This is a genomic window from Mucilaginibacter sp. HD30, assembly GCF_054061755.1.
Genome location: NZ_JBSSEO010000001.1, coordinates 964,090 through 980,564 on the forward strand (window position 1 = coordinate 964,090; position 16,475 = coordinate 980,564).

Below are 16,475 nucleotides of genomic sequence, written 5' to 3' on the forward strand. Positions count from 1 at the left end.
TTGAAAAGTTTCATCTTAATATACCTTTCTATAAAAGTTACTGTTGGCAGTTACCCCATTGTTTTTGAAAATGATAATTGGTGTTCCGGGTTCATTTAATCGCCATTGCTTTGTAATGAACTGTCTAGGTTTTATCTGACCATTCCGAATTCTGTTATAACCGACTTTATTTGTGACTATTCCATCTTTTATGATCAAAGTATCATCACCAATCGTAAACTCATTTTTTCCATGATACACAAACAGTCCTTCTTGCTTTACTTGACCGCAAGAAACAATCAATACGATGCAAACGATAATCAACTTTCTCATGCGGCGTCATTTTTAGTTTGTTGTTCTTCCTGAACGATGACCGCTATCGCTTTGCGGATATCGCCATATTTCTTTTTGTAGGCTTTCACCTTAGCCTTCTCGGCTGACTCGGTGGTATAGGTCCAGTATTCTTCCCGGCTAACCTCCGTGCGGTAGACCCGGGATAACTGGCCATTCAGGCTGATAAATACTTCTTTGTATTTGTAGCGTTCATCATTAGCCCGGTTCATACTCATAATGAGCGCCGTCTCCTTATCAGTGATCCCCAAGAGCTGCTGGATCTTGGGAAAGTCATTCTGATATTTCCGCTGGTCGAGCAGGATTTTACAGTCGCTGTTATTAATGATGGCTTGTTTTACAACAGGGGAGGAAATGATGTCCTCAATATCTTGTGTAACCACCAGCGCTTCACCAAAGTACTTCCGCACCGTTTTAAACAAGTACTTGATATATTCGGCCATGCCTTCGCGTGCAATGGCTTTCCACGCTTCCTCTATCAGGATCATTTTGCGGGTCTCTTTCGATAGTTTCCGCATTTTCGAGACGAAGGTTTCCATGATGATCAGGGTAACGACCGGGAACAGAATGGGATGATCCTTAATATTATCGAGCTCAAAAACAATAAAGCGGCGTTGAAGCAGGTCCAGGTTCTCGGTCGCATTCAGCAAATAATCATACTCACCGCCCCGGTAATAAGGTTTGAGCACGAACAGCAGGTTGTCGATATCGAAATGCTGGTCCTTTACCTTGCTTTGCTTCATGGTTTCGAAAAAAGGACCTTTCAAAAATTCATAAAAGGAGTTGAAGCAGGCAAACTCGGGCTCGCTTTCATAATAATGGTACAAAGCGTCGGAGATGGCAATATATTCCGAACGTAATACGCCCTCATCTTCTTTTTTCCAGAGCGCCAAAATCATAGCCTTGATACTTTCGCGCTTCTCGGTATCGAGTGTGTCACCCTCGCCGACATAAAAGGGGTTGAAACTGATCGGGCTGTCTTCACTGTAGGTGAAATAATAACCGCCTACGAATTCGCAAAGCCCTTCATAACTATGGCCAACGTCTACCAGTACGATGTGGGCATCCTGTTCATAATAGCTCCGCAGCAGGTGATTGGTAAAAAACGATTTGCCGCTGCCGGAAGGCCCGAGAATGAATTTATTACGGTTGGTCGTGATACCATTCTTCATCGGCTCATCACTCAGGTCCACATGCAGCGGCTTACCGGAAAGCCGGTCGCCCAGGCGGATGCCGCAGGGTGATAAAGATGAACGGTAATTCGTTTCCAGGTTAAAGAAACAAGCGGCCTGTTCAGCGAACGTATCAAAGGTGTCATTCATCGGGAAATTCCCGCTGTTGCCGGGCAGGCCGGCCCACCAGATCTGCGGTGCACCATCCGTTTCCTGTTTGGGCTGCGCATCCAGCTGGGCCAGCGCCGAGCTTACTTTATTTTTAACGTCTTTAAGCTTGGCCTTATCATCGGTCCAGGCCAGGATATTGAAATGTGCCTTGACCGGAAGCCGTTGCTGGCTGATCGCTTCGTGCAGGAACTCCTGGGTGGCATCACGGCCGATTGCGTTTTCGCGGGAGTATGCCGACAGCGACTGCAGGCGCAGCTTTTTGGCTTCCAGTTTTTTAAGGGTTTTGGCACTGTCTTCAATAAATAGATACTGGTTGTAAATATGGTTGCAGTTCAGCAGCGCGCCGACAGGGCTGGCAAATCCGGTACTGAACTTCGTTTTATCGGTACTGTACTGATCATAGGTAATACGTGGTCCGCATAACGCGGGCAGGTTTTCGGGATCGGCGAGGGTGTAGAGCTGGCAGCGGTTATCACCGATACGGATCTCTTCCTGTAAATGGATATCCTTTAATTCCGGCGCTGCCTGTTGGTCGAGCAAAAAACAATATTGTTCTAAAATGCCTGGTTTGACCAGCGTGCCGGACAGTTCGTTATCGTTTAATCTGCGCAAATTGACAAGGCCGCTGTCTTCCATCACGCGTTTAAATTGACCTGCGCTGTCCAGGAAATCCCGGAACAGTTCACCATCCGTACTTTGCGCCGGCGTCAGGTGTTTGCGCATCAGACTGCTGGCGGCGCTGCTCACCGGCTTGTAATTCTCCGGCCTTTTGGTCAGGATCAGGTAGCAATGATGCGCCAGAAATGGCCGCTCATTAAAGAATCGCTCACTGGCATGGCTCAGAAAGGTCTGATCGCCAAAGCTTGCGCTGTATTTGCTTTCTACGAACCAATCCTGTTTGTGCAGAATGCTATTCCTGGGAAGCAGTTTAATGGCTTTGACCCAGGTCTGATGAAAAGCCAGGTACTCATCGTTAGACAGCGTAAACAATTCTGGCAAACGGAGTTCATAGGCGATGCTCAATTCACCCTGCATGGATAACAGCGCGTCATGCTCCACTTTGTAGATCGGAAATATTTGTTCAGCGCTTTTCATAAAATAGTCTCCTTGATTTGAATTTTAAATACGTGGGCAGGTACCGGCGCGCATTGCGTTTCATCAGGCCATGTTCGCCGTATTTATGGCTCAGGCCGAATACTTTATAAAAAAGCAGGCTGCCTAAGCCGCAAATGATCAGGATACAGAGATAAATCGCCAGGCCGATGAGATACATTACCGCGAACAGCACCAGCAGACCGACCAGGCCGCCGCCTAAATAACCAATGTATTGGGCTTTCAATCCCTTGAACTCAATGGGACGGTTAATGCCTTTGTTGATCTGATAGCTCATACCCCGAAAAATGATTTAAGGACCGTAGCGACCACAACTAAAAAGATGCAGGAACCAAACCAGCTGGAAGCGACCTTGCCGGTGTCATGCTCGCCGTCATTCCATTTTTTATAAACTTTGATCGCGCCGACCAGACCGATGATGGCACCGATCGCGTACATGAGATTGGTGCCGGTTGAAAAATAGCTTTTGACCTGATTGGTGGCTTCGTTGATACCGGCGTTGCCGTCTTGTGCTACACTGACTGTTGCGATGAACAGCAGTGCGATAATTGCTTTGATCTTTTTCATGATGCGAAGGTTAACGGCCATTCAGCGGCCTGGATTTGAAATGGGAGTTTGGTCGCGGCGAAGTCGCTCAGGCTTTTGATGATTGCTGGCAGGCTGATCTCATCAGCAAAGACTTCGTATTTGTCCAGTAAAATTTTAAAAAGGGAAAGGAACTCAGCTTTATTGTCATTTTCGCTGTAAGCGCTTACCAGTGCCATGGCTTCAGCCAGCAGGTCGTCGGCCGGCCCTTTAGGAATGGTCTGGTCGCTGATGTCATCCACGGAGGAATTGCTGAACAGCAGTTCCTCCGGTTCATAAATACCGGTATCAGCATCGGGTTTGACAGCCCCCATCACCGCGGTCAGTTGATTAGCCACCGACGGGACCGCAGTCGGTGCGGCGGACTTGATTTTCAGGACAGCCTGAAGCTCCGGACGGTAGTAACGCAGACCGACATAAGCGTACCAGGCTGCGGAGATTAAGATGACGGCAGTCATGTATTGCTGCCAGGAGATCATGTTTAACATATGCTTTCGTTTTTGTTGAAAGCAAAGTTGCATCGGTCTTAAAAGGATACTACCCCATGTGGCGCCGCGTGGGGTGTTATATCCGGAAAGAAGGATCGATATGGCAGGAAATGAACTGAAATATATTTTCAGCCGGTGGATTAAACGTAATTATCGACCAACAAAAAAGGCTTGCTGAATACTGCAAGCCTTCGCTACTCCCCAAAAGGATTTATTTTTTGGTACTGACTACAGCCGGGGCATCTGTTGTATTGATATGTCCTTCACGGATGATGAGGGATGGCGGTGGTACCGGCTTTTCGCCGCTTTTGTTTTTTGTTGGATTTTCTATTTGGTTAGCGTTTTTTGTGCGAACCTCTATTTCTTTTCTAATTAAATCTAAAGCAATTCTTAAACCTCTAATTCTGTTTATAAGCAAAGTTTGTTGGGAATTTCTCTCCGTCAATTTAATTAAAGATTTTTCGCATTTAGTAGTTAGCGAAGTAATTACGATAGCTGCTTGTGTTAAATCTTGGTCTGAATAATCTTCCATTTTATCAAAGATAAGAATTAGCTCTTGGTCGTTTTTGTAAACCTGCAAGGTATACTCAATTGATATCAGGTGGCAGTCCTTTACTGAATTTTTGTTTAATAAAATTCCAAAGGCTGTTTCTTAAGCGGGTCAGAAATACGAACATTTCTTTTTGACGTTTGGTGATATCCAGCAGCTTGTGATAGGGTTCCTTGATCTCCATTTGGAAAATGAATTCCCATATCGCTACGAGCTCCGTAATATCGATATTGCCGTTATTGATGGCGCAGGCCGTCTGCAGGCCGTAAAGCAATTCTGCGGCATCCGTGTGGCTGGCGGTCCATTGGGGGTGGTTAAACGGAAAAATCTTACGGATGACCAGCTCAGGATTGCCGAGCCTGGCCAGTTCAATATTAAGGTACTCCTGGAACTTCTCGTTGGCCATGATCTTGGAGAGTTTATAGTCATGACTGGTGGAATACTGTTCATCTTCTTCGAAATCCTCGAGTTCCATTTGCACATCAAAGCCTCCGCGCGTAAAGTAAACTGCATCCATCTGAGTGCCGCCCGAACGATAGTACTGATAGAAAGCCTTGTTACTGTCAAAGAAGCGCTGCAGGTCCCTCAGCTGGAAATTGATGTAGCTCCGGAGCGCCTCCTCACCGCCGGCCGGCAGCTGAATGAGGTAATTATATACATTGATGAAATAGATATACTTACTGTAAAACAAAGGCTTGACCTCTTTAAAAAAATGAATCTCGTCGGCGGTGTTTTCAAACGAGTAGCTGGAAATATAGCGTTTGAGCTTGGTCATCGCTTTTTTGCAGATGATGATCGACCTCCGGTATTGCTCGGTAGCCGTCGGACTATTAATGATCACCTCTGCTAATTGGCTTTCCATGGCGGCGTGGAAACGTTCGGCGGTACTTCTCATGCCCTGGAGATTTGTAGTTGTCTATTGATCGTATCAAAGGCGTTAAGCACGTCATCCAGGTGCGCGCGGGTATGGGTCGCCATAATATTCATACGGATCCGCGCATTCTTTTTGGACACGGCCGGGTACATAATCGGGTTGGTGTAGATGCCGGCTTTCAACAATAGGCGCCCGGCTTCCAAAGTTTTGGGAATGTCCCCGATCTTGACTGGGATCACTGCGGAGGCCGTGGTGCCGATATCCAGGCCCAGGCCGGTCAGACCGTTTTTCAGGTAATTGATATTATCCCACAGTTTCGTTCGCCATTGCGGCTCTTCATCGATCAGCGCGATCGCCCTCGTGATGCCCAGGATGGCGGGCGTTGCGGTTGTGGAAAAGAGGTGCTGTTTGGATTGATACTTGAGATAATTGATGATCTCCGGTTTAGCGACCACATAACCGCCGATATTACCCAAAGCTTTGCTGAAGGTGCCGGTAATGATATCCACCTGGTCAAAAGCGTTGAACAGTTCGATCACGCCCCGGCCGTTGCTGCCAACCACGCCGACGCCATGCGCATCGTCGACCACCAGGTAAGCGCCATAACGGTGCGTGAGTTCCGCGATCTGGCTGATCGGTGCCAGGTCGCCATCCTGGCTGTACACACCGTCAATGATCACCATTTTTGTCCGGTATTGGGTTTGCGCATTGCGCAGTACCTGCTCCAGCATTTCCAGGTTATTGTGCAGGAAGGTTTTTACGGTAGTGGTGAGCACGCCTTCGTATACGCTGGCATGAACGGCCATATCGAGTATGGCCAGGTCTTCTTTATGCAGCAGGCATTGCAGGGTGGCGCTGTTGGCCGTATAGCCGGTCGTGTAAAGGATCGCATCTTCCTTCGTGTAAAATTGCGCGATCTTCTTTTCCAGTTCTGCATGATAAGAGAAATGACCGCCGATCGCCGGGGATGCGCCGGAACCCGTGCCGAACTGCCGCGTGGCATTAATGACCGCCTCTTTGATCTTCGGATGCTGGCTGAAACCCAGGTAGTCGTTGGAAACCAGGCAAACTGACCGCTTAGGTTCGGCATGACCGGGAAGCATCAGGTCCATTTCCGGCCCGACCGGGCTCAGGGATTGTATGCGGTAATTCAAATGACCGTTATCTTTCAGGAAATCCAGGTAGCGCTGGAATTCATTGGCGGTAGCGAAAATATCCTGGCCCGGGATATTTTCGAAATCTTTGAAGCTGGCGGTGGTAAAGTCTATGTTCATCGGTAAATTTTAAACCTAAACTTAGGTTCCAAAAAACACGAAAGTGGTGACATGACCTAAAAATTAATTCGGTGTTAATTTTTAGGTTTTAAAGTCCCATGTCACCACTTGGGCCCAAAAAAAACTTTTGCTTTGCCGGTTCCGGCAATCTGTCGCGATGATCCCTGAAACTTATAGTTTTTTGGTGTCACTTTCATTTCAGACCCATGAGTACAACGCCCATCATTCCATTTCTGTCTGCGCTGACAACGCTTCCCGCGCCGTTACAGGAAGCAATAGAAAAGCGCGTGGTTCGGGAAGTCTATAAACCGCACCAGATCGTGCATGCGGCCGGGCATACGGAGAACCGCTGTTGGTATGTCACCTCCGGACTGGCCAGGACCTACTACCTGGATCAGGCCGGCAAGGAACACACCCTGGCTTTTTACCGGGAAGGGCAGATGATCTGGTCCGTGCAGGGCTTTTGGAATGAACCGGCCGATTATTACCTGGAAGTGCTGGAGCCGGCCGTATGGTTTGCACTGCCTTACCGCTCGTTTAACGAGCTGACGGCGACCTTTCCGCAGACCGGCTCATTGGTGCAGGCCCTGACCCGGCAGCAGTATCATCAGGAACTCAGCCGGAACAGGTTACTGGCCTTGCCGGCTGAGGAACGTTACCTGCAGCTCCGTAAAACCCTGCCGGAACTTTTCAGGCGGGTCTCGGTCCGCCTGCTGGCCAGCTACCTGAACATGACCCGCGAGAACCTGAGCCGGCTGATGGCCCGGGATCTTTGAGCGTGCTTAGCTTCACAAAAACTGGTGACCGGATTCCGCTGAACCGGTGATGCAGGTCACTTCGCCGGAAAGCCGGGCATTCTAGCTTAGTTGCCATGAAAACAAAACAACTCCTGGCTTTCATTGCTGCGCTGCTCATCCTGCTGTTCGTGTACACCGCGGTGAGCAAATGGCTGGATTTCGAACAATTCAAAATGCAGTTATACAGTCAGGCGCTGCCGCGTGTCCTCGCAACCGAACTGATCTGGACCCTTCCCGGGATAGAGATAATCACCGCCTTGCTGCTGCTGTTCGAAAGGACGAGGTCTTTTGGCCTGTACCTTTCCGCCGGGCTGATGCTGGTCTTTACCGGCTATATCGCGCTGGTGATGGCCAACTTCTTTGGCCGGACGCCCTGTTCCTGCGGCGGCGTGATCCGGTCACTGGGCTGGAAAGCGCATTTGTTCTTCAATCTTTTCTTTTTGCTGTTAAGTGTCACCGGTATAGTACTCGCGAACAGGGAAAGGAGGAACGCCCGCGCCTAATGCTCAAACGAGTTCACAGCCGATCAGATCCGCTGTGGAATGGACTTCCGGTAGCCTGTATAAGACCGGCAATTGATAGATTTTATTTTTAAACTTAAAGTTTTTCGTCAGCTTTTTGATCCAATAAAGCTTTCTACAATATGCGTAAAAATATCTTAGGCTTTGCCGCTGTGCTGATCGCATTGGCCGCCAGCGCTTTTACTGCTCCTGTGAAACCTGCAGGCGCTAAACTGATCTCGTACAAATGGTTTCAGATCACCGCTAACCGTACCCCGTCACAGTCTGTTCCGCAGTCCGGCGCGACCTATCTTGGCGAAAGTGAGACCCCGCCGATCGGTGAAGGCTGCGGCGGCACTGATCTGCAATGCGTATCGGGTTTTGAAGCGGCAACCCAGGTCAACAGCTCGAATCAGCTGAACGGCACGCAAATGCCGAAAGTAGTGGCAGCTACCCGCAACTAAGGACCTGCCTGCTATAAGCCGGCGCATTTAACCCTGCGCCGGCTTTTTGCGTTAACTTCATTAGAAAGACTGCCGGGATTTCAGCAGCCAAAAATTCGTTTTCTTTTTGAAAAATGTTCTGCAGGGCTTGAGCCTGCTCATACCAGCGCCTGGCGACTGCGCTTTTGCCCCGGATATCCTGGCGCTATTTCTACTGGGCAACTTGTTCATATTTTCCTAAGTGCACCAAATGGTTCCAACTGTGATCGTCCGGCTGTTTACCCGTGCGTATCGCTTGCAATGCGTTCCGCAACGTCGCCGCTACTCCGTTATCAACTACCCCGGGGAAATAACTTTGACCATTAACATCTATTTCTCTGATCTGCGTTAAAACAGCGGCAGTACCTACGCCGAAAGCTTCGATCTTTGCGCCCTGGTCAAAGGCCTCTGTTAATTCTTTAATACCGATCGGCCTTTCTTCCGTCGGGATCTGAAAAGAACGGGCCAGCGTCAGGAACGAATCACGGTTAACGCCATCCAAAATGGTATCCGTTAGGGGAGGGGTAATCAGCGTGCCGTCAATAACGAACATCACATTCATGGTACCCGACTCTTCGATATAATTATGCGTTTCGGCATCGGTCCATAACACCTGGTCAAACCCGCCTTGCCTGGCCAGCCGCGTAGGTAAAAAGGCACCGCCGTAATTGCCGCCGCATTTCGCAGATCCCGCACCGCCTTTCGCCGCCCGGGTATATTGCGTTTCTACCTTGACCTTTACGGTACCTTCATAATAATTGGCCATCGGCAAGGCTACGATCAGGAACCGGTATTCCCTGGCTTCCATAACTCCCAGGCGCGCCTCGGTAGCGATCACCATCGGTCGCAGATAAAGCGAGTTGCCGGGCAATCCGGAAACCCAGCCTTCATCGGTGGAGACCAGCGTTTCCAATGCAGCTGTAAACAATTCTTCGGGTATGGCCGGCATACACATCCGTTCCAGCGAACGGTTCAACCTCACCAAATGCTTATCCGGCCGGAAAATACTGACACCGCCATCTGCCAGACGAAATGCTTTCATACCCTCAAAGACGGTCTGCCCATAATGCAGGCAAAGCGCCAATGGGCTGATGGCAAAGTCGCCGAATGGTTTGACAACAGCGTCCTGCCATTGGCCGTCACGGTAATTGGCGCTGAATAAATGGTCCGTTGGATTAGGCCCGAACTGGATATTGGTAAAGTCATACGCCGCCAACCTGCTGCAGGTGCTGCGTTCTATGTTTATGTGATATTTCATGTTGTTAAATTGATCTCCATTTTAATGTTAGCACGTTGATAGCGGCTTTCGCCGAGGGGAATTTCAATAAACCCGAGCCGACGATAAAGGCTGACCGCCGCAGCGTTTGAAAGGCTGTTTGAATGTAATATCAGGCGTCCGATCCCCATTTTTTTGGCCTGCGCTATAGCAGATAAGATCAGTAACCGGCCAATTCCCAAACCACGCCGCGCTTCATCCACCGCCATTTTGATCAGCTCCACTTCACCATCGGGTCCCGGCTGCAAAGCAACGGTGCCGGCCACCTGATGAGTTACGAGGGCGTAGAGAATTACGCCGCCTTTATCCAGTATGGCTTCCTGCGCATGTTCCAGGACATAGCGGTCATCGGGTTCCAGCACAAAATCCTTTTCGATCCAGGCTTTATTTAAGCTTTCGAAATACGGCAGGTAATCCGGTTGGTCCAGCACTACTTTGATATCGCTGGGTTGTAATAAAGGGAAATAAGCAGTCCGTAAAAGCTGCGCATGGGACACCGGATGACCGGCTATGATATAAGCCAGGGCTAAAACGGAAACCCGGATGTCCGCACAAATGCCGTACGGCGCAGCATGTCCTCAGTGAAATTCCGGTATAGCGTTATCGTCGCTTGCCGCACCAGATCGAATTCATCCAGCAGATCAGCGATGCTTCGCTGGCTGGCAGTCGTATAATGACTGTAAGCGGCTTCATCAAAACCGGGTAAGTGCGCCTGCTCGTTACGGGCGATGCAAAGTGCCCGGTAACTTAAGATCCGTTCAATATCGATCAGGTGTTGCAGGGTATCCCGCACGGTCCATTTTCCGGGCGCGTAGGTCTGGGCGCCCAATTGTTCTAATTGCTTTTTTTCGTTATCGGTGAATAACTGCCGATGTTTTTCCAATGCGGGTATTGGGGGCAATTCGTCCGTCAGGCGGATATAACGCTCGTGCCGGGGATGGATCAGATGCAGTGTCTCCAGTTCTTTTTTTGTCATGACACAAAATTGTCGTAAAATTGCGAACCTGTACAGATGCAGAAATTGAATTTACTACCATAGCAGATGAGTGCCAAACCGCTATTATACGATAAGATCGCTACAGATCTGGAGCAGCAGATCGCACGTCAGGTATTACGTGTGGGCGATAAATTACCTTCGTTGCGGGTGATCTGCGAGCGTTACGGGGTTAGCCAGAGCACAGCGCTGCAGGCCTATTATCAGCTGGAAGCCAAGTCGCTGATCGAATCGCGGCCGCGTTCCGGCTATTTTGTTTACCGCTCACCCAAACATCATTTATCATTACCATCGGTCAGCACACCGGGGCTTTCGGCCTCCGGCGAACTGCATGAGATCATCAGCCGGGTCTACAGCGATATGGGCCGCGATGGCGCGGTGCCCTTATCCCTTGGCGCGCCGGCGCTCGAATTGTTACCGATAGCCAAGCTGAACAAAGGCCTGTTACGCGCTACCCGCTCGCTCAAAGGCAGCGGTGTGGAATACGAACAAGTGCAGGGTAATGAAAACCTGCGGCGGCAGGTCGCCCGTTTTTACACCGGTGAAGGGCAGCCGCTGCGAAGTGAAGCGCTGGTGATCAGCGCCGGCTGCATGGATGCGCTGTCACTGTCTTTGATGGCGGTAACCCAACGGGGGGATACGCTGGCGGTAGAGAGTCCGGTCTACTTTGGAATTTTACAACTGGCCCAAAGCCTGGGTTTGAAAGTCATTGAACTGCCGACCCATCCGCAAACCGGTATCGAGTTAGAGGCTTTTAAAAAAGTAATGGCTACCGGAAAGATCAATGCCTGTTTACTGGTAAGCAATTTCAACAATCCGCTGGGCAGTCTGATGCCTAACGCGCATAAACAGGAAGTGGTGCGTCTGATCGAGCATTATGGTATTCCGCTGATCGAGGATGATATATACGGCGAAGTTTACTTTGGCGCAGAACGCCCGCGATCTTGCCGTTCCTATGATGAAAGCGGACTGGTGTTATGGTGCAGTTCGGTCTCCAAAACGCTGGCGCCGGGTTATCGCGTCGGCTGGGTAGCGCCGGGCAGATTTAAAGAGCAGGTTTTAAGATTAAAACTTTATCATAGTATTGCCGGCACGACCATCACCCAGGAAGTGATCGCCGGGTTTTTAGAAACGGGCCGGTACGCGCATCACCTGCGCGGCTTGCGGCATGTCCTACATGCCAATGCGCTGCGCTACAGCCGTGCCATTGCGGAGTATTTCCCTGATGATACAAGGGTTAGCCGGCCGCAGGGCGGTTTCATGCTGTGGGTGGAATTAAGCCAGCGACTGGACACCCTCCAGCTGTATGAACTGGCGATGAAACAAAAGATCAGCATTGCACCGGGCAGCATGTTCTCCTTGCAGGATCAGTACCGAAACTGTTTGCGGCTGAGTTACGGCATACCCTGGAATGACACTATAGAAACCGCGCTGCGCCAGCTCGGCCGTATGATCACCAACCATAAAATTTAATGCAGAACCGATGAAAATTATACGTGTTCCCGAAGCGACCCGAGAGCAGCCGCAGCTTGCCGCCGGGGATATTGCTTTCGTTGATTATAGCCACCCGGGTGGCCCGCCCGTTCGCAACCGGGTGATCTTCGACTGTTATGCACTCAGTTTTGTACAGCACGGCCAAAAACGGATCTTCCTGGCTGAAGGTCAGACGATACTGACACCCGGTTTCGGCTTGCTCATTCCTTCAGGCAATTCCATTATTGCGGAACACAGCGGGACGACGGAACCTTATCAGAGCTTTGTCGTCTTTTTTCCGGGTCAGCTGGGCCGGGACTTTCTGGCCGCTAAACCTGCCGAGGCGGCGGCAAAAACCGCTACTCCTTACAGCTACTTTGAATGCAATACCTATCTCAGGGAATACGTGCGCCAGCTCCGCGCGCTGATCCGGGAACGGCAACAGCTTTCGGCGGAGATGGCCCGGCTAAAAGTACAGGAACTGCTCACCGCTATGTTTGAGTTGGCGCCTGGGATCATGCGGGCGATGTTTAGCAATGACGGCAACACCTCCCTGAAAAAACTGGTCGAGAATAATTTGCTTAACCCGCTGACCCTGGAGGAACTGGCCTTCCTGGCAAACCGCAGCCTGTCTTCTTTTAAAAGAGATTTTGAGAAGGCGTACGGCTTGTCGCCCCAGCGTTATATCCGGGACAGGCGGCTGGAGATGGCCGCGACTGACCTAGCCCGTGGCAAGCTGGCCGGCGAGATCTATTTGAACTATGGCTACCAGCACCTGCCCAATTTCAATACGGCCTTTAAACGCAAATTTGGTTTGACGCCGGCAGATTGGACTTTTCGCAATCAACTTTGAGCTTTTTGCAGTAATCGCCCGGGACAGGCAGCCGCCATATTTGTGGGATGAAAAATATCCTGACCATCCTTTGTTTTGTATTGATTTTCCAGCGCGCTTCCGCCCAAACGTTCACGCTTTCCAGCGCCGACCTGGGCGGGCAGTTCACCAACGAATTTGTAGCCGGTAACTTTGGCTGCAGCGGTAACAATCTATCACCCGAACTGCATTGGGCGAACGCGCCCGCCGATACTAAAAGCTTTGCGGTCACCATGTATGATCCGGACGCGCCGACGGGCAGTGGTTTCTGGCATTGGGTGATCGTTAATATTCCGGCAAGTACCACACAGCTGAAACGTGGCACCGGCAACACCCAGGCGAAGCTTGCCCCCGCCGGCAGTTTGCAAAGCAGCAATGATACCGGTGCCACGGGTTACCAGGGTCCTTGTCCGCCGGAGGGGGATGCGCCTCACCGTTATATCATTACCATTTACGCGCTCAATACCGATAAATTAGGTACCAGCGCGAATACCACGGCGGCATTAACCGGCTTTCTATTGCATCAGGCCACCATAGCCAAAGCCTCGTTGATTGTTTACGCTAAACGCTAAGTCATGATCTATATCATTGGAGCGGGTGCGATCGGCCAGGCACTGGCTGTTTGCCTTAAGAACGTATTAAAAGAGGTCACCCTGATCAGGGGAAGCGTGGATGATCAGCCGGAAACCATTCAAAGCATCCGGTTACAACTACCGAGCGGGAATGAACTGAGCGCGGATGTCCCGGTCAAAACCTTGAGCCAGTTCAGCGAACTTGACGGACCGGTACTGGTCACGACCAAATCCTACGGTAATGAAGCTATTGCCGCGAAACTGGCCGGGCTGGACCGCGTGGGCGCGATCGTTTTACTGCAAAACGGCTTGAATATTGAACGGCCGTTTTTGGCGCATCGCTTCCCGGCTTTATACCGTTGCGTGCTGATGGTGACCAGCCAGTTTACCACGGATGATGCGCTCAGTTTCAAGCCCGTTAATGCCTGTCCGTTGGGGCTGGTTCTTGGAAAGGCTGATGAGCTGTTGCCTTTGGTAACGCAACTGGATAATTCCTGGTTCCGTTTTAAGGCGGAAGCGGACATCCAGCCGCTGATCTGGAAAAAGGCGATCATTAATTGTGTGTTCAATTCCATTTGTCCCTTATTGGAAACAGACAATGGTATTTTCCAGCGGGACCCTGCGACCTTAGAGGTGGCAAGGCGGGTGATTGCCGAGTGCATCCGCGTGGCCGAATGCCAGGAGATCGCTTTAACTGCGGATGAAGTAGAAGAAACACTATTAGCGATCAGCCGCTCCTCGGATGGACAGTTGATCTCCACCTTGCAGGATATCAGGAACCATCGCCCCACCGAGATCAGCACCCTTAACCAGGAGATCGTACAGATGGCAGAGGCCGGCGGCCTGGCTGCCCTCGTCGCTGAAACCCGTTTGCTGGGCGAGCTGACCACGATCAAATCACAATTAAACCGTTAAACCACCATTATCATGTCTATCTGGAAGAAAAAATCTGTCGCCAGCCTCCTGAGTGAAAGCCGGCAGGAAGGCAATCACTTGCAAAGAACGCTCGGTGTCTGGTCGCTCATCGGGCTGGGCATTGGCGCCGTGATCGGTTCCGGCCTGTTTGTAAGCACTGCTGCTGCCATTGCCGATGACGCCGGCGCATCGGTTACGATCGCTTTTGTGATCGCCGCCATCGGTTGCGCCTTCAGCGGCTTTTGCTACGCCGAGCTCGCCTCGGCTATCCCGATCTCAGGCAGCGCTTATACCTATACCTACGCGACCATGGGCGAACTGATGGCCTGGATCATTGGCTGGGACCTGATCCTGGAATATGCCGTGGGTGCGGCCACCGTAGCCATATCCTGGAGCCAGTACCTTAATAACCTGCTGGTCAATGTGCTGCATACCGCCCCCATACCGTTTGCTTTTTGTCATTCGCCCTTCCAGGTCTCGGCGGGCGGCGAACGTGGCCTGATCAACCTGCCCGCACTGGTCATTATTGTGCTCATTAGTTTGTTATTGATCAAAGGCACCCGGGAATCGGCCTGGGTGAACGGCCTGATCGTGATCGTCAAAGTAGCCATCGTGCTGATCATCATCGGCACCGGCTGGGGCTTTATTAACCCCGCCAATCACACACCCTATATCCCGGCCGTAAGCGTCTATACCGACGAGCAAGGTTTTGCGCATCCTTTCGGTGGTATCGGTGGCATCCTGGCGGCGGCCGGCACGGTGTTTTTCGCTTTTATCGGCTTTGATGCGGTGAGTACCACGGCGCAGGAAACGGTCAACCCCAAACGCACCATGCCGATCGGGATTTTGGGGACACTGGCCTTTTGTACGGTACTGTATATCCTGTTCGGCCATGTGCTGTCCGGCCTGGGCAGCGTTAACGATTTCCGCACGGGCGGCCGCGAGGCCTCGGTCGCCTTTGCCATCCGGCATTACATGCCCGGTTATGAGTGGCTGGCGCAGCTGGTGACCGTTGCCTTGCTGGCTGGATTCTCTTCGGTGATATTAGCCATGCTGATGGGGCAGTCCCGGGTTTTTTATGCCATGGGCAATGACGGCCTGCTGCCAGGCTATTTCGCCAAACTTCATCCCAAGTTTAACACGCCTTATAAAGCCAACCTGGCGATCATGGTGCTGGTGGGCTTGTTTGCGGCTTTTGTACCGGGCAACGTGGTAGGGCATATGAGCAGCATAGGTACCTTATTCGCCTTTATCTTGGTCTGCCTCTCCGTTATTATCCTGCGGAAAAGAGAGCCTAACCTGGAGCGGCAGTTCCGCACGCCCTGGGTACCGGTGGTGCCGCTCTTAGGCATTGCCTTTTGCAGCGCCATGGTCTACGGCCTGGGCTGGGCCAACTGGCTGCGCCTGTTTGTCTGGCTGATTTTGGGTTTTGTGATCTATTTTTGTTATGGTAAAAAACACAGTAAGTTATGAAAACGGGATATCTGGACAGCGCGATCAAACAGTTTGAATACTATAAATTATTAGGCGAGCAGACGTTTGCCCAAGTGCCGGAAGACCGGCTTTTCTGGCAATACAATGAAGAAAGCAATAGTATCGCGACGATCGTGAAACACCTGAGCGGGAACATGCAAAGCCGCTGGACCGATTTCCTGACGAGCGATGGCGAGAAAGAATGGAGGGACCGCGACCGGGAATTTGAAAATGACTTGTCAACTAAAATTGCCGTGCTGGCGTTATGGGACAAGGGCTGGCAGATCCTGCTGGATACCTTGCGCTCATTGCAGGAGGACGACCTGGACAGGATCATCTATATCCGCAATCAGGGGCATACCGTGATGGAAGCGATCAACCGGCAGCTGGCGCATTATCCTTACCATATCGGGCAAATTGTGTTTATCGGCAAAATGGCCAGTAGCGGCTGGCAATCGCTGTCCATCCCGCGCGGCGGTTCACAAGCCTACAATGCCGGTAAATTTGCGGAGCCGCCGCAAAGACAGCATTTTACGGACGAATTCTTAAAAAAGCCCTGACCGCG

General features: G+C 51.0%; 20 protein-coding genes. 9 read left to right on the forward strand and 11 right to left on the reverse strand.

Translation table 11 applies throughout. From position 1 onward, the window contains the following. Positions 1–15: 15 nt before the first annotated feature. From ACVW2L_RS04750 to ACVW2L_RS04785, 8 genes are all read right to left on the reverse strand, one after another. On the reverse strand, positions 16–312 hold the full coding sequence (locus ACVW2L_RS04750) for a hypothetical protein (protein ID WP_457126810.1): 297 nt from the start codon (positions 310–312) through the stop codon (positions 16–18). Further along, on the reverse strand, positions 309–2,768 hold the full coding sequence (locus ACVW2L_RS04755) for a TraG family conjugative transposon ATPase (protein ID WP_457126811.1): 2,460 nt from the start codon (positions 2,766–2,768) through the stop codon (positions 309–311). Before ACVW2L_RS04755 ends, ACVW2L_RS04750 begins: the two co-directional genes overlap by 4 nt. Continuing rightward, entirely contained in the window at positions 2,755–3,063 is a 309-nt protein-coding gene (locus ACVW2L_RS04760) for a DUF4133 domain-containing protein (protein WP_457126812.1), read from the reverse strand. Before ACVW2L_RS04760 ends, ACVW2L_RS04755 begins: the two co-directional genes overlap by 14 nt. Continuing rightward, positions 3,060–3,353, reverse strand: coding sequence for a DUF4134 domain-containing protein (locus ACVW2L_RS04765; RefSeq protein WP_457126813.1), 294 nt, complete (start codon positions 3,351–3,353; stop codon positions 3,060–3,062). Before ACVW2L_RS04765 ends, ACVW2L_RS04760 begins: the two co-directional genes overlap by 4 nt. After that, positions 3,350–3,859, reverse strand: coding sequence for a hypothetical protein (locus ACVW2L_RS04770; protein WP_457126814.1), 510 nt, complete (start codon positions 3,857–3,859; stop codon positions 3,350–3,352). Before ACVW2L_RS04770 ends, ACVW2L_RS04765 begins: the two co-directional genes overlap by 4 nt. Before the next feature lie 211 nt (positions 3,860–4,070). Next, positions 4,071–4,391, reverse strand: a complete 321-nt coding sequence (locus ACVW2L_RS04775; RefSeq protein WP_457126815.1) for a hypothetical protein — start codon at positions 4,389–4,391, stop codon at positions 4,071–4,073. A gap of 55 nt (positions 4,392–4,446) precedes the next feature. Continuing rightward, positions 4,447–5,304 (reverse strand): RteC domain-containing protein, encoded by an 858-nt coding sequence (locus ACVW2L_RS04780; RefSeq protein ID WP_457126816.1) that lies wholly within the window; start codon positions 5,302–5,304, stop codon positions 4,447–4,449. Further along, on the reverse strand, positions 5,301–6,557 hold the full coding sequence (locus ACVW2L_RS04785) for an aminotransferase class I/II-fold pyridoxal phosphate-dependent enzyme (RefSeq protein ID WP_457126817.1): 1,257 nt from the start codon (positions 6,555–6,557) through the stop codon (positions 5,301–5,303). Before ACVW2L_RS04785 ends, ACVW2L_RS04780 begins: the two co-directional genes overlap by 4 nt. A 206-nt stretch (positions 6,558–6,763) precedes the next feature. Here ACVW2L_RS04785 and ACVW2L_RS04790 point away from each other — a divergent pair, with 206 nt between their 5' ends. The 3 genes from ACVW2L_RS04790 to ACVW2L_RS04800 all read left to right on the forward strand — a co-directional run bounded on the left by ACVW2L_RS04790 (position 6,764) and on the right by ACVW2L_RS04800 (position 8,318). Then, positions 6,764–7,333, forward strand: coding sequence for a Crp/Fnr family transcriptional regulator (locus ACVW2L_RS04790; protein WP_457126818.1), 570 nt, complete (start codon positions 6,764–6,766; stop codon positions 7,331–7,333). A gap of 95 nt (positions 7,334–7,428) precedes the next feature. Next, positions 7,429–7,857: a MauE/DoxX family redox-associated membrane protein gene (locus ACVW2L_RS04795; protein ID WP_457126819.1), complete on the forward strand. Its 429-nt coding sequence runs from the start codon at positions 7,429–7,431 to the stop codon at positions 7,855–7,857. A gap of 140 nt (positions 7,858–7,997) precedes the next feature. Continuing rightward, positions 7,998–8,318, forward strand: a complete 321-nt coding sequence (locus ACVW2L_RS04800; RefSeq protein WP_457126820.1) for a hypothetical protein — start codon at positions 7,998–8,000, stop codon at positions 8,316–8,318. Between the two features lie 190 nt (positions 8,319–8,508). Here ACVW2L_RS04800 and ACVW2L_RS04805 read toward each other — a convergent pair whose 3' ends face one another. From ACVW2L_RS04805 to ACVW2L_RS04815, 3 genes are all read right to left on the reverse strand, one after another. After that, positions 8,509–9,594: a branched-chain amino acid aminotransferase gene (locus ACVW2L_RS04805; protein WP_457126821.1), complete on the reverse strand. Its 1,086-nt coding sequence runs from the start codon at positions 9,592–9,594 to the stop codon at positions 8,509–8,511. After that, positions 9,591–10,043 (reverse strand): GNAT family N-acetyltransferase, encoded by a 453-nt coding sequence (locus ACVW2L_RS04810; RefSeq protein WP_457126822.1) that lies wholly within the window; start codon positions 10,041–10,043, stop codon positions 9,591–9,593. The genes ACVW2L_RS04805 and ACVW2L_RS04810 overlap by 4 nt, the downstream gene beginning before the upstream one ends. 95 nt (positions 10,044–10,138) lie before the next feature. After that, positions 10,139–10,588: a DinB family protein gene (locus ACVW2L_RS04815; RefSeq protein ID WP_457126823.1), complete on the reverse strand. Its 450-nt coding sequence runs from the start codon at positions 10,586–10,588 to the stop codon at positions 10,139–10,141. A gap of 66 nt (positions 10,589–10,654) precedes the next feature. Here ACVW2L_RS04815 and ACVW2L_RS04820 point away from each other — a divergent pair, with 66 nt between their 5' ends. The 6 genes from ACVW2L_RS04820 to ACVW2L_RS04845 all read left to right on the forward strand — a co-directional run bounded on the left by ACVW2L_RS04820 (position 10,655) and on the right by ACVW2L_RS04845 (position 16,470). Further along, the gene (locus tag ACVW2L_RS04820) at positions 10,655–12,079 is read left to right on the forward strand and encodes an aminotransferase-like domain-containing protein (RefSeq protein WP_457126824.1); all 1,425 of its coding nucleotides are present in this window, start codon (positions 10,655–10,657) and stop codon (positions 12,077–12,079) included. Between the two features lie 10 nt (positions 12,080–12,089). Then, positions 12,090–12,932 (forward strand): helix-turn-helix transcriptional regulator, encoded by an 843-nt coding sequence (locus tag ACVW2L_RS04825; protein ID WP_457126825.1) that lies wholly within the window; start codon positions 12,090–12,092, stop codon positions 12,930–12,932. A gap of 80 nt (positions 12,933–13,012) precedes the next feature. Then, entirely contained in the window at positions 13,013–13,522 is a 510-nt protein-coding gene (locus ACVW2L_RS04830; protein ID WP_457126826.1) for a YbhB/YbcL family Raf kinase inhibitor-like protein, read from the forward strand. A 3-nt stretch (positions 13,523–13,525) separates the two neighbouring features. After that, positions 13,526–14,437, forward strand: a complete 912-nt coding sequence (locus ACVW2L_RS04835; RefSeq protein ID WP_457126827.1) for a ketopantoate reductase family protein — start codon at positions 13,526–13,528, stop codon at positions 14,435–14,437. Positions 14,438–14,449: 12 nt separating this feature from the next. After that, on the forward strand, positions 14,450–15,910 hold the full coding sequence (locus ACVW2L_RS04840) for an amino acid permease (protein ID WP_457126828.1): 1,461 nt from the start codon (positions 14,450–14,452) through the stop codon (positions 15,908–15,910). Then, a complete protein-coding gene (locus ACVW2L_RS04845; protein ID WP_457126829.1) occupies positions 15,907–16,470 on the forward strand; it encodes a DUF1572 domain-containing protein in 564 nt (187 codons plus the stop codon). The genes ACVW2L_RS04840 and ACVW2L_RS04845 overlap by 4 nt, the downstream gene beginning before the upstream one ends. Positions 16,471–16,475: the final 5 nt, after the last annotated feature.

Bases quoted from the DNA above. Each gene is read 5' to 3' on its own strand.
- ACVW2L_RS04760 (WP_457126812.1), bottom strand. From the start codon at position 3,063: ATGAGCTATCAGATCAACAAAGGCATTAACCGTCCCATTGAGTTCAAG.
- ACVW2L_RS04835 (WP_457126827.1), top strand. From the start codon at position 13,526: ATGATCTATATCATTGGAGCGGGTGCGATCGGCCAGGCACTGGCTGTT.
- ACVW2L_RS04790 (WP_457126818.1), top strand. From the start codon at position 6,764: ATGAGTACAACGCCCATCATTCCATTTCTGTCTGCGCTGACAACGCTT.
- ACVW2L_RS04805 (WP_457126821.1), bottom strand. From the start codon at position 9,594: ATGAAATATCACATAAACATAGAACGCAGCACCTGCAGCAGGTTGGCG.
- ACVW2L_RS04815 (WP_457126823.1), bottom strand. From the start codon at position 10,588: ATGACAAAAAAAGAACTGGAGACACTGCATCTGATCCATCCCCGGCAC.
- ACVW2L_RS04780 (WP_457126816.1), bottom strand. From the start codon at position 5,304: ATGAGAAGTACCGCCGAACGTTTCCACGCCGCCATGGAAAGCCAATTA.
- ACVW2L_RS04825 (WP_457126825.1), top strand. From the start codon at position 12,090: ATGAAAATTATACGTGTTCCCGAAGCGACCCGAGAGCAGCCGCAGCTT.
- ACVW2L_RS04750 (WP_457126810.1), bottom strand. From the start codon at position 312: ATGAGAAAGTTGATTATCGTTTGCATCGTATTGATTGTTTCTTGCGGT.
- ACVW2L_RS04770 (WP_457126814.1), bottom strand. From the start codon at position 3,859: ATGTTAAACATGATCTCCTGGCAGCAATACATGACTGCCGTCATCTTA.
- ACVW2L_RS04765 (WP_457126813.1), bottom strand. From the start codon at position 3,353: ATGAAAAAGATCAAAGCAATTATCGCACTGCTGTTCATCGCAACAGTC.
- ACVW2L_RS04800 (WP_457126820.1), top strand. From the start codon at position 7,998: ATGCGTAAAAATATCTTAGGCTTTGCCGCTGTGCTGATCGCATTGGCC.
- ACVW2L_RS04775 (WP_457126815.1), bottom strand. From the start codon at position 4,391: ATGGAAGATTATTCAGACCAAGATTTAACACAAGCAGCTATCGTAATT.
- ACVW2L_RS04755 (WP_457126811.1), bottom strand. From the start codon at position 2,768: ATGAAAAGCGCTGAACAAATATTTCCGATCTACAAAGTGGAGCATGAC.
- ACVW2L_RS04795 (WP_457126819.1), top strand. From the start codon at position 7,429: ATGAAAACAAAACAACTCCTGGCTTTCATTGCTGCGCTGCTCATCCTG.
- ACVW2L_RS04845 (WP_457126829.1), top strand. From the start codon at position 15,907: ATGAAAACGGGATATCTGGACAGCGCGATCAAACAGTTTGAATACTAT.
- ACVW2L_RS04840 (WP_457126828.1), top strand. From the start codon at position 14,450: ATGTCTATCTGGAAGAAAAAATCTGTCGCCAGCCTCCTGAGTGAAAGC.
- ACVW2L_RS04785 (WP_457126817.1), bottom strand. From the start codon at position 6,557: ATGAACATAGACTTTACCACCGCCAGCTTCAAAGATTTCGAAAATATC.
- ACVW2L_RS04820 (WP_457126824.1), top strand. From the start codon at position 10,655: ATGAGTGCCAAACCGCTATTATACGATAAGATCGCTACAGATCTGGAG.